Annotated in this window: 17 protein-coding genes; 9 read left to right on the top strand and 8 right to left on the bottom strand. The window is 61.7% G+C overall.

Features of this window, described 5'->3' with window-relative positions; genetic code table 11:
• Positions 1-22: 22 nt before the first annotated feature.
• The 5 genes from VL202_RS22535 to VL202_RS22555 all read right to left on the bottom strand — a co-directional run bounded on the left by VL202_RS22535 (position 23) and on the right by VL202_RS22555 (position 5667).
• The gene (locus VL202_RS22535; RefSeq protein WP_325466295.1) at positions 23-901 is read right to left on the bottom strand and encodes a GNAT family N-acetyltransferase; all 879 of its coding nucleotides are present in this window, start codon (positions 899-901) and stop codon (positions 23-25) included.
• A 92-nt stretch (positions 902-993) separates the two neighbouring features.
• Positions 994-3294 (bottom strand): PAS domain-containing hybrid sensor histidine kinase/response regulator, encoded by a 2301-nt coding sequence (locus tag VL202_RS22540; protein WP_325466296.1) that lies wholly within the window; start codon positions 3292-3294, stop codon positions 994-996.
• A gap of 56 nt (positions 3295-3350) precedes the next feature.
• Complete coding sequence (lspA, locus tag VL202_RS22545) at positions 3351-3842, bottom strand: signal peptidase II (RefSeq protein WP_325466297.1); 492 nt, start codon at positions 3840-3842, stop codon at positions 3351-3353.
• Entirely contained in the window at positions 3839-4699 is an 861-nt protein-coding gene (locus tag VL202_RS22550) for an RNA methyltransferase (protein ID WP_325466298.1), read from the bottom strand. Before VL202_RS22550 ends, lspA begins: the two co-directional genes overlap by 4 nt.
• Positions 4696-5667, bottom strand: coding sequence for a class I SAM-dependent rRNA methyltransferase (locus tag VL202_RS22555; RefSeq protein ID WP_325466310.1), 972 nt, complete (start codon positions 5665-5667; stop codon positions 4696-4698). Before VL202_RS22555 ends, VL202_RS22550 begins: the two co-directional genes overlap by 4 nt.
• Positions 5668-5971: 304 nt before the next feature.
• On the opposite strand from VL202_RS22555, the gene VL202_RS22560 reads away from it, so the two are divergent.
• A complete protein-coding gene (locus tag VL202_RS22560; RefSeq protein ID WP_325466299.1) occupies positions 5972-6427 on the top strand; it encodes a carbon monoxide dehydrogenase subunit G in 456 nt (151 codons plus the stop codon).
• A gap of 6 nt (positions 6428-6433) precedes the next feature.
• Here the strand turns inward: VL202_RS22560 and VL202_RS22565 are convergent, their stop codons facing one another.
• The 3 genes from VL202_RS22565 to sppA all read right to left on the bottom strand — a co-directional run bounded on the left by VL202_RS22565 (position 6434) and on the right by sppA (position 8225).
• Positions 6434-6772 (bottom strand): DUF1049 domain-containing protein, encoded by a 339-nt coding sequence (locus VL202_RS22565; protein ID WP_325466300.1) that lies wholly within the window; start codon positions 6770-6772, stop codon positions 6434-6436.
• Between the two features lie 62 nt (positions 6773-6834).
• Entirely contained in the window at positions 6835-7137 is a 303-nt protein-coding gene (locus VL202_RS22570) for an integration host factor subunit beta (protein ID WP_062582825.1), read from the bottom strand.
• Between the two features lie 134 nt (positions 7138-7271).
• A complete protein-coding gene (sppA, locus tag VL202_RS22575) occupies positions 7272-8225 on the bottom strand; it encodes a signal peptide peptidase SppA (RefSeq protein ID WP_325466301.1) in 954 nt (317 codons plus the stop codon).
• A 243-nt stretch (positions 8226-8468) separates the two neighbouring features.
• Here sppA and lptC point away from each other — a divergent pair, with 243 nt between their 5' ends.
• From lptC to VL202_RS22615, 8 genes are all read left to right on the top strand, one after another.
• On the top strand, positions 8469-9137 hold the full coding sequence (lptC, locus tag VL202_RS22580; protein WP_325466302.1) for an LPS export ABC transporter periplasmic protein LptC: 669 nt from the start codon (positions 8469-8471) through the stop codon (positions 9135-9137).
• A gap of 17 nt (positions 9138-9154) precedes the next feature.
• Entirely contained in the window at positions 9155-9715 is a 561-nt protein-coding gene (locus VL202_RS22585; RefSeq protein WP_325466303.1) for an LptA/OstA family protein, read from the top strand.
• Between the two features lie 13 nt (positions 9716-9728).
• Positions 9729-10538 carry an LPS export ABC transporter ATP-binding protein gene (gene lptB, locus VL202_RS22590; protein ID WP_325466304.1) on the top strand — a complete coding sequence of 270 codons (810 nt, stop codon included), beginning with the start codon at positions 9729-9731 and terminating at the stop codon, positions 10536-10538.
• A gap of 221 nt (positions 10539-10759) precedes the next feature.
• Positions 10760-12286: an RNA polymerase factor sigma-54 gene (rpoN, locus tag VL202_RS22595; RefSeq protein ID WP_414692930.1), complete on the top strand. Its 1527-nt coding sequence runs from the start codon at positions 10760-10762 to the stop codon at positions 12284-12286.
• A 296-nt stretch (positions 12287-12582) separates the two neighbouring features.
• Positions 12583-13158: a ribosome hibernation-promoting factor, HPF/YfiA family gene (gene hpf / locus VL202_RS22600; RefSeq protein WP_325466306.1), complete on the top strand. Its 576-nt coding sequence runs from the start codon at positions 12583-12585 to the stop codon at positions 13156-13158.
• Positions 13159-13277: 119 nt separating this feature from the next.
• Positions 13278-13742 carry a PTS IIA-like nitrogen regulatory protein PtsN gene (ptsN, locus tag VL202_RS22605; protein WP_325466307.1) on the top strand — a complete coding sequence of 155 codons (465 nt, stop codon included), beginning with the start codon at positions 13278-13280 and terminating at the stop codon, positions 13740-13742.
• Positions 13743-13914: 172 nt separating this feature from the next.
• On the top strand, positions 13915-14682 hold the full coding sequence (locus tag VL202_RS22610) for an SDR family NAD(P)-dependent oxidoreductase (RefSeq protein ID WP_325466308.1): 768 nt from the start codon (positions 13915-13917) through the stop codon (positions 14680-14682).
• A gap of 29 nt (positions 14683-14711) precedes the next feature.
• Positions 14712-15421 (top strand): FAD-binding protein (locus VL202_RS22615; RefSeq protein WP_325466309.1); only part of this gene is annotated, 710 nt, incomplete at its 3' end.

Consider the following 15421-nt stretch of genomic DNA (forward strand, 5'->3'; position numbering starts at 1 on the left):
CAGTGCAAAAATATTTTAACCGTCAGCTGGCGAACCGGCCAGCATCCGCACCGTAATAGTTGAGATAACGGCCGGAAATATTGGTAATCGGCAGGACGATCAGGACATCGGTAGTGCGGAAGGCGTGATCGACGACCGCACCTTTGCCGACCATGGCGCCGAGGCGCATGTAACCCTTGATCAGCGGCGGCAGGGCCGCGAGCGCCTTGCGCATGTTGATCGCCTCCGACGGCATCAGGTCCATGGTGCGGAACAGTTCCGGACGGGCCGAGACATCCCATTCGTCGCGAACGACCATGTTGTGATGCAGGAAGGAAAGCGCCAGCGCATGCTCCTCCGGAATGACGCCGGGGAACGACCCGCAGCCGAACATGGCGTCGATGCCGTATTTCAGCGCATAGGCCCAGTTGCCCTGCCACAGCAGTTCGACCGTGCGCTTGGTGCGATATTGCGGCAGGACGCAGGAGCGGCCGAGCTCCATGAACGTCTTGTCCGGATGGCGCTCCAGCAGGGAACCGACCGAGAACTCGGAGGCCGAGTAGAAACCGCCGGTGCGCATGGCAATATCCTGGCGCAGCAGGCGGTAGGTGCCGACGATCTGGTCTTCCGGATCGCCTTCGATGGCCGTGTCGAGCACGAGCAGATGGTCACAGACCAGATCCCAGGCATCGGCGTCCCGCTTGCGCCGCTCGGCATCCTGGGGAATCTGCGCCTTCATCTCCTCGACGAAGACCTTGTAGCGCACGGCCTGCGCAGCATCGATCTCGGACGCGGTCCGGGCAAGGCGCGTCTCCAGATTGCCGATACGGCCGAGTATGTCATGCACCGGGGCATTGACGCTCCGGACGCGGGCCTGCGGCTGTTCAGCCACCACGACCAGATCCAAAGGTTCGATTGTCATCGCGCGTCATCCTAGTCGCTTGATCCTTTCGCGGCTTAAACCATGTTTCTGCGACAGGATAGTGACATTGGGGCTACAAGAAAACCACCAGTTCAACGTTCGAGCAAGCGATCGATCTCCGCCGTCAGCGCTTTCGGATCGGCAGGTTTCGACAGGACGGCGCTTGCACCGGCGGCCAGCAGCCGCTGACGCGTCTCGGCCTGGGTGTCGGAGGTGAGAACAATGACCGGGACAGGCTTTCCGCCCGCCTGCTGCTCGTCGGCGCGGATGCGCTTCAGCATCGAAAGCCCATCGCCGCCCGGCATGTTGAGATCGCTGACGATCAGTTCCGGCGCGATGCGGATGGCAGTCGGCGCGTCGAAAAGGGCGACGGCAAGCGCTTCGAAATCGCCGACGACACGAACCGAATGGCCGGCTTTCTCCAGGACGGAGCGCACCATCAGGGCGTTGATCGGATCGTCTTCGGCCAAGAGTACGCCACCCTGCTGCGGCTTGTCGCGCAGGGCCGGAACCTCGCGCAGCATCGGTCGGTTGTCATTGATCGCGTCACGCACTTCCATTCCCTTCATGCGGCCGCGCAGCACTTCCACCAGCGACTTTTCACGCAGCGGGCGGATCAGCCAGGCATGATAGCCGTCCATCTGGTTGATCTGGCGACCGTTGCGCTCTTCCGGATTGACGAGATAGGTCTTGCGCAGTTTCTGGCGTTCAAGTGCCGGCATCTGGACCAGCAGCCGGCGGAACTGCGCGGCGTGGCGGTGATCGACGATGATGTCGGTCAGCGGTGCTGTCGACAGCGCGCGAACCGCCATGGTCTGGGCGTCTTCCAGTGTTTCGGCGCATTCGCACACGCCGCCGAGCGTGCGGATCGTCGCCGACAGCGCCCACGAGGCAGGACCTTCCGGCGCCATGACCAGCACGCGGGAACCGGACAGGACGCCGCGCCGGGTGCGCGATGCAGCGGCCAGATCGCAGCCAAGGGCAGGGAAACGAATTTCGAACGTGCTGCCCTTGCCGGGAATGCTGGAAACCGTCAGCGAGCCATTGCCCTCTTCCATGATGCGCCGCGAGATCGCAAGACCGAGGCCGGAGCCGCCGGTGCGCTGGGCATTGCCGCCGGCCTGCTCGAACTCATCGAACACACGGGCCTGTTCCTGCGCATTCATGCCCGGGCCGGTATCCTCGATGCGCAGGACGATTTCCTGCTGCTCGACGCAGGCGCTGACCAGCACGCCGCCCGCATGGGTGAACTTGACGGCGTTGCCGACGACATTGAACAGGACCTGGCGCAGGCGGGCCGCATCGAAATCCATCAGGCCGGGAACATCCGCCGTCACCGTCGCGCCGATCTCGATGCCCTTTTCATGGGCGCGGTGCGACAGCATCTCGACGACGCTTTCGATCGTTTCACGCAACGGTTCCTGTGAGGGGCGCAACTGGAACCGGCCGGCCTCGATCGAGGAGAAGTCGAGGAGGTCGTCGACGAGTTGCACCAGTGCATGGCCCGACTGGCGCATGCCGGCAAGATAGTTCTTCTGCTCGCTGGTCAGCCGGGTCTGGCTGATCAGGTGGCTCATGCCGAGAATGCCTGACAGCGGCGTGCGGATTTCGTGGCTGACAGTCGCCAGAAGCCGTGACTTCGCCTGGCTCGCCTGCTCGGCCCGGCGGCGCGCCTCCTCGCTTTCGCGGGCAATCCGGCTTTCCTCGGTAACATCCCGGGCGATGCTGTGCAGCATGAAGACGCCGCTTGCCGGCTCGCGGGCGATCACGTCATGCCAATCGAAGATTTTAGCGCCCGCATCGGTGGCGATACGAACCCTGTAATGATTGGCGCCGTTTGCCGGTTCGAACTCGATGCCGAGCGCCTCGCAGGTCATGCCCTCCGGCTTCAGCCAACCCGTGAGGCGGCAGAAGACAGCATTGGCCTGGACGATCTTGCCGCCCGGCTCACGAATGATGGCGATGTCACCGAGCGCGTCATGGATGGTCGAGAGAAGCTGCGAGGTTTCGCTGCGCTCCCAGCGGCTGTCGTTCAAGCGTTCCTCACGAACGCGGCCATGGCCAGCGACAGGCTTGACGCTTGTCCGGTACCAATCCCGAAGAAGCAGGCCCGCACCCGTAACCCCTGCCACGGCAAGTCCGCCGGACAGGAGGTGTAAGCCCGCGTCGATGCCGGTTCCAAGGATCGCGGCAGAACAGAGAAGCCCTGCTCCCGCCAGAGCCGGCTTCAGGGCCGGATATCGCTCCTTCGAACCGTCGAAGCCGTCTTCCGACTCCAGTGAATGCGGATCGTCAGCCAGGGAAGCGTCGGACACGGACCGATGGTTCAATGTGCGCTTGGGCGCGTTGAACTCAGATGCAATCCGTTCTCGAAGGCTTGACAGGTCGCTCATGCCGCAAGCCCTAGCACGGCAAGCGTTTTGAATGACTTCAACCGGTCCGTAAAATTTTAGCGATCCCGCTTTTTCATCTGCAGCAGTTCGTCCAGGATGATGCAACCGGCGCCAAGCGTGATGAAACTGTCGGCGAGATTGAACACGGCGAACGACCAGGTCGGCGTGTGGAACAGGATATAGTCGATGACATAGCCGAAGATCAGCCGGTCGATGAGATTGCCGAGCGCGCCGGCGATGATCATCGCATAGCCCAGATGCGCGAAGAAGCGATCCTTCGGCGTGCGGCGCCACAGCCAGAGCACGAAGGCGACGACCACGAGGCGCATTGTGACGATGAACCAGCCCTCCATGCCCGACAGCATGGAAAAGGCGACGCCATAGTTATAGGTGCGGTACAGCGCCAGCATCGGCACGACCGGCACCATCTGCTCGAACGGCAGCCAGAGCTCGACCGCGACCTTGATCGCCTGATCAAGCAGGATGGCGACGATGATGAAGATGGCGATCGGCATGGGCCGCGAGAAAAGGGCCGTCTTTTCGGTCATGCCTTGCCGTCCAGCGTCAGGAGATGGCGGCGCACCTCAAACAGCATGATGCCGGTGGCAATCGCCAGGTTGAGCGAGTCGGCCCTGCCCTGCTGCGGAATGCGGGCAAGTGCGGTTGCTTCCCTGGCAAGCTCATCCGGCAGACCGGCCTGTTCGTTGCCCATGAGGAGCACGACGGGCTTCTTGCTATAATCGATGGTGCGATAATCGACGGCGCCGGCCAGATGCGTGGCGACGACCTGAACACCCGCCGCCTTCTGCCATTTGATGAATTCGGCGACACTGGCGCGGATCACCGGCATCGCGAAGACCGAGCCCATCGTGGCGCGCACGGTTTCCAGCGAAAAGGGATCGGTGGTTTCGCCGACCAGGATGACGCCGGATGCGCCGGACGCATCGGCCGTGCGGATGATGGTGCCGAGATTGCCGGGATCACGAACGCGGTCCAGCGCCACATAGGTTTCGCCCAGGGCCGGCTTGATGTCGCGCAGGTTTGCGTAGCGTTGCTCGAACACACCGATCACCATCTGCGGATTGTCGCGGCGGGTGATCGACGACAGGACCTTTTCGCTGACTTCGAGCACCAGGCCACCGGTGGCGACGGTCTTGAGCGCAACCTGCTCGACCTGCGCCTTGCCCTTGGCCGCCTTCGCGTAGACCAGCGTCCTGATCGTCCAGCCCAGTTCGAGCGCATCGATGACCAGCTTCAGGCCTTCGGCGATGAAGGTGCAGCTTTCGTCACGCTCCTTCTTGCTGGACAGCGCCTTGATGTCCTTGATGATCGGATTGGAAAGGCTGGTGACTTCCTTCACTTGGCCCACGCGGCGGGGGCCGTGATCCCTGTAGTCGTCGTTCATTTCGGCACCCAGCGGCTGAAGAGTGAAGTGGAAAGCGCGCGGCCCGGCTCGTTGCCGTCAAGGCCGCCCTCGCGCAGGATGAGCTCGCCGGATTCGACCGCACCGCCGCGTCCGCGCATCGTTTCGCGCATCAATTCGTGGATCGAGTAGAAGCTGGCGCGGATCGAATAGGCCGTGAGCACCAGGCCCTTGGCATCCGGCGACAGGATCTCGCGGCAGATGTCCAGCATCAGCGCGAGATGGTCGAACAGTTGCCAGACCTCGCCATTGGGTCCGCGGCCGAATTTCGGCGGGTCGGTGAGGATGATGTCGTAACGGCTGCCGCGGCGTTCCTCACGCTGGATGAACTTCATCGCATCCTCGCAAATCCAGCGGATCGGCAAATGCTCAGCCCGGCCAAGCGCCTGGTTTTCCCGCGCCCAGCCGATCGCCTTCTTGGAGGCATCGACATGGGTGACCTCGGCGCCGGCTTTTGCCGCGATCAGCGAGGCGACGCCGGTATAGCCGAACAGATTCAAGACCTTCAGCGGACGGCCCGCCGTCTCGATTCGTTCCTTCATCCAGCTCCAGTGCGCCAGCTGCTCGGGGAACACCCCGACATGGCGGAAAGCGGTGAAACGGCCATAAAATTCCGCGTCGAGGATCTGCATCGGCCAGGTTTCGCCCAGCGCCTGACGCGGAAAGCGCCAGCGGCCCATGCCGTCCTCGTCGGTATCACCGGTGAAAATCGAGTCCGCATTGTCCCAGACATGCGAAGGCAGCGTCTTCGGCCAGAGCGCCTGCGCTTCCGGGCGAACGATCCGGTAAGGCCCGTATTGCTCGAGCTTCAGGCCATCGCCGCTGTCGATCAGATGGTAGTCGCGCGCGCCCTTTGTCTCGAGGATGATCGGCACGCGCTCAGTCGGCTTTTCGCCGGTGCGGATGCGGACTTCGGCGCGCGGTGCGACGGCATCGGCCTTTTCCGGCACGGCCTTTTCAAGCAAGACCTTCTTGGGCACGGGTTTCTGCGTAGCACGACCCTCGCCGCCACGGCTGGCCTGCGGGGTTCCCTGCGGCGGCCGCGTCCTTGCCGGTTGAACGGCGCGGCCCTGCACGCCGCGCGATGACGTGGCCGGTCCGGCTTTGCCCTTGGGCCGTCGATCTTTGTCTTTCACGCCGTTTCGTCCGTCATCTTCGTGTGCTTGAAGGCTGCAAATAGCACCGCTCTTTCTCTTGGCAAAGCTGTTTCCGATCTGCGATACATTGGAAACGGTGTAATCAGGGAGGATCATCATGGATATGAACGGCGAAGAACGCATCGCGGCCCCTCGTGATGTCGTGTGGGCGGCCCTGAACGACCCGGATATCCTCCGTCAATGCATTCCCGGCTGTCAGTCGCTGGAGATGACGTCGCCGACCGAACTCACCGCCAGCGTCAAGATCAAGATCGGTCCGGTTTCCGCGTCCTTCTCGGGCAATGTCATCCTGTCCAACATCAATGCGCCGGAGAGCTACACCATTTCAGGCGAGGGCAAGGGCGGCATCGCCGGCTTTGCCAAGGGCGGCGCGGACGTCGTCCTGACGGAAGACGGCGACGAGACGATTCTTGCTTATGACGCGAAGGCCGAGATCGGCGGCAAGCTGGCGCAGCTCGGCTCCCGACTGGTCGGATCCAGCGCCAAGAAGCTGGCACAACAGTTTTTCGCCGATTTCAGCGCGGCCGTCACCGAACGGTCCGCCGCCGGTTGAACAATCTTACTTGGAGGGAAGCAGCGTCTGGGCGGCGATGGTTTCGGCGCGGGTGCGATGCTTTTCGGCTTCCGCATGCCATTTGACGGCCTCATGGGCTTCGTTGCGCGCCCGCTTGCGGTATTTGCCCTGGCCGAACCAGGTGGCGAGCGAACCGACGATCAGGCCGAAGATGACGGCGAGAAACAGGAAAACGAAGAAGGGCGCCGATGCCGAGAGTACGCTGTCGGCCGGATTGAACGGATTGAGCGCCAGCGTGACGGTCTGCCGGTTGGCGACCGACAGGACGATCAGGATGATCGCAACCGGAACCAGCACCACGATATTCACAATCTTCTTCATCATCATTGGGTCTCCGTCATTCCACCTGTCCGGCGCCTTCCGGCGCCAGACGGTTCGAGCACGGCTCATTCATCGTCTTCGTCGTCAGCACCCGGGTTGAGGCGTTCACGCAATTCCTTGCCGGTCTTGAAGAAGGGAACCCATTTTTCCTCGACGAACACGCTGTCGCCCGTGCGCGGATTGCGACCGGAGCGCGAGGGCCGGTTCTTCACCGAAAAGGCTCCAAAGCCACGCAACTCGACCCGGTTTCCGGCGGCCAGGGCATCTGTGATCTCATCGAGAACCGCATTGACGATATTTTCGACATCACGGTGATAGAGATGCGGATTGCGAGCCGCAACAATCTGCACCAATTCTGACTTGATCACTATCGCCCCCTCTCGTGAATTTATATTTGTTCTTAAAGCGTTACGCCCATCGGGCGGACATGTCCACCTGCCAGGATGCCGCCGCGCCTGTTTCGACCCTGCAAAAAATCACAAGGCGATCTCGGCCAGCTTTCTCAATCGCTTCCAACCTGCCAAACGGAAACCAGACCGTCAAGAAACAACTTCTCGCTGCCTAATTTTTCAAGACTGCCAAGATACGGAAAAGCTTCGTATCCCAAGGATTTGACCCATGCGACGGCAGCCGAGCCGATGCCGAACGGCAGCGAGGTGCGCGGCGCTTCCCAATCGATGATATCGAGGGTCTTTGCGACCTTGCGGCCATCGAGGAAGGTCCGGATATTATCTTCCCCGCCGAGTTCATCGACCAGCTTCAGCTTCAGCGCCTGACGACCAGTAAAAATGCGTCCGTCGGCAAGCGTCAGGGCCTCCGCGCGCGGCATCTTGCGGCGATCGGCGACGAGATCGACGAACCAGTTGAAGCTGTCATCGATCATCGCCTGGATGACCGCCTTCGCCTCGTCGCTCGGCGGATGGAAGGGCGACGGCTCGGCCTTCAGCGGCGCGGACTTGATCTCCTCCAGCGAGACCCCGATCTTGTCCATCAGGTCCTTGACCTGCGGATACTGGAAAATGACGCCGATCGAGCCGGTGATGGAGGTATCGCCAGCCACGATCCGGTCACCGGCCAGCGCGATCATATAACCGGCGGAGGCTGCCAGCGTGCGGACGTCGGAGACAACCGGCTTTTTCGCCGCGACCTTGCGGATCGCCTTGAACAGCACTTCGCCGCCATAGGTCGTGCCGCCGGGCGAGGAGATGGTGACGATCAGCGCCTTGGCGGAATCGGCCTCGGCAATGCGATCCAGCCTTTCCAGCAGTTCCCGATCGTCCTGGATGATGCCGGAAATCGTCACCCGCGCGATATGCGGGCGCACCGCCCCCTGCCCCGCTCCGGAATAAGCGTAGACAGCGAGGCCCGCGCACAGGACAAGCGCGATGGACACGAGCCGCCAGAAGCCGAGTTTTCGCCGAAGCTGCCGCCGGTCGGCGATGCCAAGCTGGTCCATGATCTTCTCTCCCTTTCCACGGTCCGGCCGGCCGCGGGGCAAAACGTTGTGCAAGAAGCGCCTGCTGCACATACCGCCGGCGCGCCACGTTGTAACCCGGTTTGAACAAATTTCGAGCGTCCATTGTAGGAGGACAAAAAAATCTCCATATTCGCGATCACTCACATCGCCCGACCGGCGAGGCGCAAACGCGTCCGCACCACGGCCCGGCTGCGTGATGGATTTGAATGACAGGTTTATTTTATGCTCAATGACGTGCAATTTGCCGACGCCGTGCCCCATTCGGGCGCAGTTCTGGTCGATGCCTATTCCGAGGCATCCCGCCATTCCGCGCGCGTCCGGCGGCTGAAGATCATCCTGCCGCTGGTGGCTTTCCTGATCGGCGCCGTCTTCCTGGCCGTTTCGGTCGTGCGCGCCTTCCTGCCGGAAAACCTGCAGATCGAGAACGCGACGATCGAAAACGGCAAGATCGTCATGCAGAATCCGGCCATTTCCGGGCGCAACAAGCAGGATATCAGCTATTCGATGAAGGCGCGGCGCGCTCTGCAGGACATTTCCGATCCCGACATCATCACGTTGGAAACGATCCATGCGGAAATGCCGGTCAACGACACGCTGATCGCCACCGTCGAGGCCGCCAGCGGCATCTATGACCGGGGCGGCAACACGCTGGACATGAACGCACCGTTCAGCATCACCATGAACAACGGCCTCGTCGCCGACTTCCAGGCGGCCTATCTCGATATCAATGCGGGCGAAATGGAAACCAGGAAGCCGATCGCAATCAGCATGAATGGCGGTTCCATTGTTGCACAGTCGCTGAGAATGACGGATAAGGGACGCATTGTAACGTTTGAAGGCAAGGTCAAGGTCATTGCTGACCCCAAGACCATTCGCAAAACCACCAACTAGACAACCTCGGGGCACACATGTCGGCCACACCCGCCTTTTCCTTTCGGCTTGCCGGAACAGTGATTCTTTTAAGCCTTTTCGCGGCTGCCCCGCTCACCTCGGCCGCCGCACAGGCAACGACGAGCAAGATGAAAGGTCTTGAACTGTCCAACGACGAACCGATCCAGATCGAGAGCGACAAGCTCGAAATCAAGGACGCGGAAAGCAAGGCGATGTTCAGCGGCAATGTGAAGGTCGTTCAGGGCACGACGACGCTGCAGGCCGGCAACATGGTGGTCTACTACAAGAAGGGCGGCGGCGCGATTTCCGGCGGCGATGCCGATATCGATCGCATCGAGGTCAGCCAGAAGGTCTTCCTCCAGTCCGGCACCCAGCAGGCGACCGCCGACACCGGCGAATTCAACATGACGGCCCAGACGCTGGTGCTCAAGGGCAAGCAGGTCGTGCTGTCGGAAGGCAAGAACGTCTTTACCGGTTGCCAGCTCAACGTCCAGATGAACACGGGCGAAGCACAGCTGGAAGCTTGCGGCGGGCGCGTCCAGATCCAGCTCGACCCAAAGTCCCAGAAGACGAACTGATGCAGACTCCGACGTGAACATTCCTTTTCTTCACAAACGCAAGCGGGGCGGCAAGCCTGAAGCGGCCGGCACATCCCGTATCGTCGATAAGGCGCGCTACGAAGGTACGCTGATCGCGCGCGGACTGACCAAGTCCTATCGTGGCCGCCGGGTCGTCGGCGGCGTGTCGCTGGTCGTGCGCCGGGGCGAGGCCGTCGGCCTGCTCGGACCCAACGGCGCCGGCAAGACGACCTGTTTCTACATGATCACCGGTCTCGTACCGGTCGACGAGGGCTCGATCGAGATCAACGGCAATGACGTGACGACGATGCCGATGTATCGGCGCGCGCGCCTCGGCGTCGGCTACCTGCCGCAGGAAGCCTCGATTTTCCGCGGTCTGACCGTCGAGGACAACATTCGCGCCGTGCTGGAAGTTCACGACAAGAATCGCGATCGGCGCGAGAGCAAGCTCAACGAACTCTTGAGCGAGTTCAACATTTCGCACCTGCGCAAGTCGCCGGCCGTCGCGCTTTCAGGCGGTGAGCGGCGGCGGCTGGAAATAGCGCGAGCACTGGCGACCGATCCGACCTTCATGCTGCTCGACGAACCCTTTGCCGGCGTCGATCCGATATCCGTCGCCGATATCCAGGCGCTGGTGCGCCATCTGACATCCCGCGGCATCGGCGTTCTCATCACCGATCACAATGTCCGCGAGACGCTGGGCCTGATCGACCGCGCCTATATCATCCATGCCGGAGAAGTCCTGACGCATGGACGCGCCAACGACATCGTCACCAATCCCGATGTCCGCCGCCTTTATCTCGGCGATAATTTCAGCCTCTGAAGCGCTTCCCCGGACAGCAGGACAACGGCCAGCAACGATATTCATCTTATTCTTCGGGAACGCTTGACCAACCTCCGTGAATAGGCAATTTTCGGGCCAGTTGAAGAGCTGGCGCTTCCAACCCCTGAAACATGAAGGCCGGCTCGGAAAATCGAGGGGAGTTTCGCGTCCGAATGGCACTGTCAGCCAGCCTCTTCCTGCGCCAGAGCCAGTCTCTGACGATGACCCCGCAGTTGATGCAATCCATCCAGCTGCTGCAGATGACGCATTTTGAATTAAACCAGTTCATCGAGCTGGAAGTCGAGAAAAATCCACTTCTCGAGTTTGCCGCTGGCGACGACACCCCCACTCTCACGGACCGGCACGGCAAGGACGAGCTTCACATCACGCCGGACGAGCGCAGCGACCGCGACAATGCCGATGCGGGCGGCTTCGACCCGTTGGGCGATGTCTATGACAGCGCGACGTCGGCGACCGGCGAGCGGATGAGCGAACAGCTCGACTCCAACTTCGAAAACGTCTTTCCCGACGACACGACACCGCAACGCGCCGATGCACCGGAACTGCTCAGCCAGTGGAAGTCCATGCCGGGCGGCGGCGAGGGCGAAAGCAGCGAGGGCTACGACCTCGACGATTTCGTCGCCAATCGCCTGACGCTGCGCGACTTTCTCAATCAGCAGGTTCCTTTCAGCGTGCGCGGAGCGACCGATCTGCTGATCGCCCAGCATCTGATCGATCAGCTCGACGAGGCCGGCTACCTGCATGCCGATCTCAGCGAGATGGCCGGGCGCCTGGGCTGCACGGCCGAGGATGTCGCCCGCGTGCTCGACAGCCTGCAGAAACTCGACCCGCCAGGCGTGTTTGCCCGCTCGCTCAGCGAATGCCTGGCCATCCAGCTACGCGCCCGTGATCGGCTGGATCCGGCCATGGCGTCCCTGCTCGAAAACCTCGAACTCCTGGCGCGACGCGACTTCGCCAGCCTGAAGCGCATTTGCGGCGTCGACGAGGAAGACCTGATCGATATGCTGGCGGAAATCCGCAAGCTGGATCCGAAGCCCGGCACCGGCTTCGAGGCCAGTCCCTGCGAGGCGATCGTTCCGGATGTCGTCGTACGCGCAGCGCCGGACGGCAGCTGGGCCGTCGAACTCAATCCCGACACCCTGCCACGCGTACTCGTCAACCAGACCTATTACGCGACCGTATCGAAGCATGCACCGAAGAACAGCGCCGACCACGCCTTCCTGACGGACTGCATGCAAACCGCCAACTGGCTGACCCGCAGCCTCGATCAGCGCGCCAGGACGATCATGAAAGTGGCAACGGAGATCGTGCGCCAGCAGGACGCGTTCCTGGTGAGCGGCGTCGATCATCTCCGGCCCATCAATCTCAAGACCGTCGCCGACGCGATCAAGATGCACGAATCGACCGTCAGCCGTGTCACGTCGAACAAATACATGCTGACGCCGCGCGGCCTGTTCGAGCTGAAATATTTCTTCACGGTCTCGATCGGCTCGGCCGGGGGCGGCGACAGCCATTCGGCGGAATCCGTGCGTCACCGGATCCGCAACATGATCGTCGTGGAAAGCCCGGACGCGGTCCTCTCGGACGACGACATCGTCGATATCCTGAAAAAGGGCGGCGTCGACATTGCCCGTCGGACGGTGGCGAAATATCGCGAGGCGATGAACATTCCCTCCTCGGTGCAGCGGCGCCGGGAGAAGCGTGCGCTCGCCAGGGTCTCCGCCTGAGCCGATGTTGGCGCCGTCGCCGCACGAACCTGCACGACCGGAGGTTATCCCCGCTATTCAGGTTTTCAACAGATCGAACCGCCACAAATCCCTGCGCCTTAACCATCCTGTTGACTTTCGCGGCAACCGGGGGTATGAGGCGGCAGCAATGGGCAAGGCATGGCGCCTGCCACAAGCATATCCCTCCAAATCCTGGCCGGCATGACGCAAATGTCTTTTGCGTGCGTGAAGTGCTTGGATGAAGGATGCGGTTGGAATAGACTGGTTACGCAAATCACGAAAAGAGAGGAAACTCCATGAGTGTGCGTGTATCCGGTAAACATATGGAAATCGGCGAAACGTTTCGTCTGCGGATCGAAGACCAGATCGAACAGGCCGTAACCAAATATTTTGATGGAGGATATTCAAGCCAGGTCACTGTGGAAAAGTCTGGATCTCGGTTCAACGCAGACTGCAAGATACACCTCGATTCCGGTGCCGCCTTGCAAGCAAGTGGAGAAGCGAATGACCCGCAAGCTGCGTTTGACGCAGCGTCGGAACGGATTGCCAAGCGCATCCGCCGTTACAAGCGGAAGCTCAAGGACCACCACAATGGCAACGGCAATGCTGGATTTGCTGAAGTTGCATACACCGTGATGGATTCAGTGCCTGATGAAGACGATGATCTTCCGGACAATTATGCACCGACGATCGTCGCGGAAAGTTCAAAACAGTTGAGGACGATGTCCGTCGCGAACGCCGTGATGGCGCTCGATATGACGGATGATCCCGTCCTCATGTTCCGCAGCCCAGGAAACGAGCAGTTGAATATCGTCTATCGACGCAACGATGGAAACATTGGCTGGATTGATGCAGCCAATATCAAGGGCTGAGTGGATCAAACCGGATGGCGGCATGCCGCCATCCGGTTTGCCGCTTCTTCTGGTGGTGGATGCGGGCGCAGCCGATGACGGCATGCCGGCAATTCCGACCAGCGAACGAGGACAAAAGAATGGCATTGGCAGGCTTGCTGCAGCAGAATGCAATACTCCCGGCCATGAAGGCCAACTCGAAGAAGCAGTTGCTTCAGGAACTCGCCGCGAAAGCATCCAAGATCACCGGACTGCCCGAACGGGAAATTTTCGACGTCATCCTTCAGCGTGAACGCCTGGGCTCCACCGGCGTCGGCAACGGCATCGCCATCCCGCATGGCAAGCTTTCGCACCTGTCGTCGATCGTCGGTATTTTCGCGCGCCTGGAATCGCCCGTCGATTTCGAGGCGCTGGACGACCAGCCGGTCGATCTCGTCTTCCTGCTGCTGGCACCGGAAGGCGCCGGCGCCGATCACCTGAAGGCGCTGTCGCGCATTGCCCGGGTGCTGCGCGACCAGGACATGGTTGCCCGCTTGCGCGCGACCGACTCGGCCTCCGCCATCTATGCTTTCCTCAGCGACGACCAGGCCTCCAACGCGGCCTGATCGTATCTGACATGTCAAATTTCGTGCGAACGCGGCTTTTAGGCCGCGTTTTTGCGTTTCGGGTCACCGCTTCCTACCACATCCAAAAATTGTCGAACCGGGCCTGAAGACGTATCGACACGGCCGCACGGCTCGATAATACTCCCGTTCAACAAACATGAAGGGGACGGGCATGGCAGGACGTTTGGCTGGAAAGACCGCATTGATCAGCGGAGGTGCCGGCGGATGCGGCCTCGCCGCCTCGCAACTGTTTGCCCGCGAGGGCGCGCGTGTCGGCATTGTCGACCTGCCGCGCAGCAAGGGTGAAGAGGTTGCCGCCGCGATCCGCGCCGAGGGTGGCGAGGCCATCTTCGCACCTGCTGACGTCTCCGTGTCTGCCGAGGTCAAGACCGCCGTGAAAGCGGTCGAGGATGCCTTCGGGCCGATCCGGGTTCTCTTCAATCACGCCGGCATTCTTGCCGTAGGCCCCTTCCTCGAGACCGAAGAGGACGAGTGGGACCGGCTGATGGCCGTCAACGTCCGTTCGATGTTCCTGATGACCAAGGCCGTACTGCCCGGCATGCTGGCGGCCGGCGGCGGCAGCATCGTTTCTACCTCCTCGATCTCGGCCGTCGCGGCGACACCGATGGAAGTACTCTACGACACGACCAAGGGCGCCTGCCACATGTTCGCCCGCGCCATCGCCGTCGAGTTTCGCGATCGCGGCATCCGCTCCAACGCCGTCTGCCCCGGCTTCATCGCCACCGATCACGGCAAACGCGAACTGGTGGGCCTCGCCAAGCACGGCGTCGATGTCTCCGATGCCGCCATCGCCGCCCAGCAAGGCCGGATGTGCGATCCGATGGAAGTGGCGCAGGCCGCCCTCTTCCTCGCCAGCGACGAAGCGAGCTTCGTCAACGGGACGCATCTGTTTGTCGACAATTGCTTTACGGCGGTGTGAGCGAAAACCGAAAGAGTGAGGGGAAGAGCATGATGGAAGCAGGCGGTCACTGGCGGAACTGGGTCGGCAATCAATCGTGCATCGTGCGGCACAGGGGGGCGCCGGATAGCGAGGCGGCGCTGGCGGAAATGGTGCGGGAGGCGACGTCGAGCGGCCTGAACGTCCGCTGCGCCGGTTCCGGCCATTCGTTTACGCCGGTGGCGCTGACCAGCGGCCTGCATCTGACGCTCTCCGGCCTGCAGGGCATCACCAATATCGACACGGCGCGCAAGCGCGTTTCCGTCCACGCCGGCACGACGATCAACACGCTGGGCAAGGCCCTGAAGCGCAGCGGCCTGTCGATGATCAACCAGGGCGATATCGACAGCCAGGCGCTGGCCGGCGCGCTCACCACCGGCACCCATGGCACCGGCCTGAAGCTCGGCAACATGGCCTCCCAGATCGTCGGCATTCGGCTGGTGCAGCCCGATGGCAGCATCCTCGCCATCGACGACAGCGAGCCGGACATGCTGAACGCCGCCCGCGTTTCCATCGGCATGCTGGGCGTCATCTCCGAAATCACGTTGCAGGTGATGGACAGCTACAATCTGCATGAAAAACTCTGGCGCTGCACCTTCGACGAGTGCATGGAGCAGCATGACGACCTCGCCGCCAACCACCGACATTTCGGCTTCTTCTGGTGCCCGGTGCCGGAAAGCCGCCATTGCTATTGCCTGCCGGACACGTCATCGGTCTCGAC

The organism is Pararhizobium sp. (genome assembly GCF_035497515.1).
Lineage (GTDB): Bacteria > Pseudomonadota > Alphaproteobacteria > Rhizobiales > Rhizobiaceae > Pararhizobium.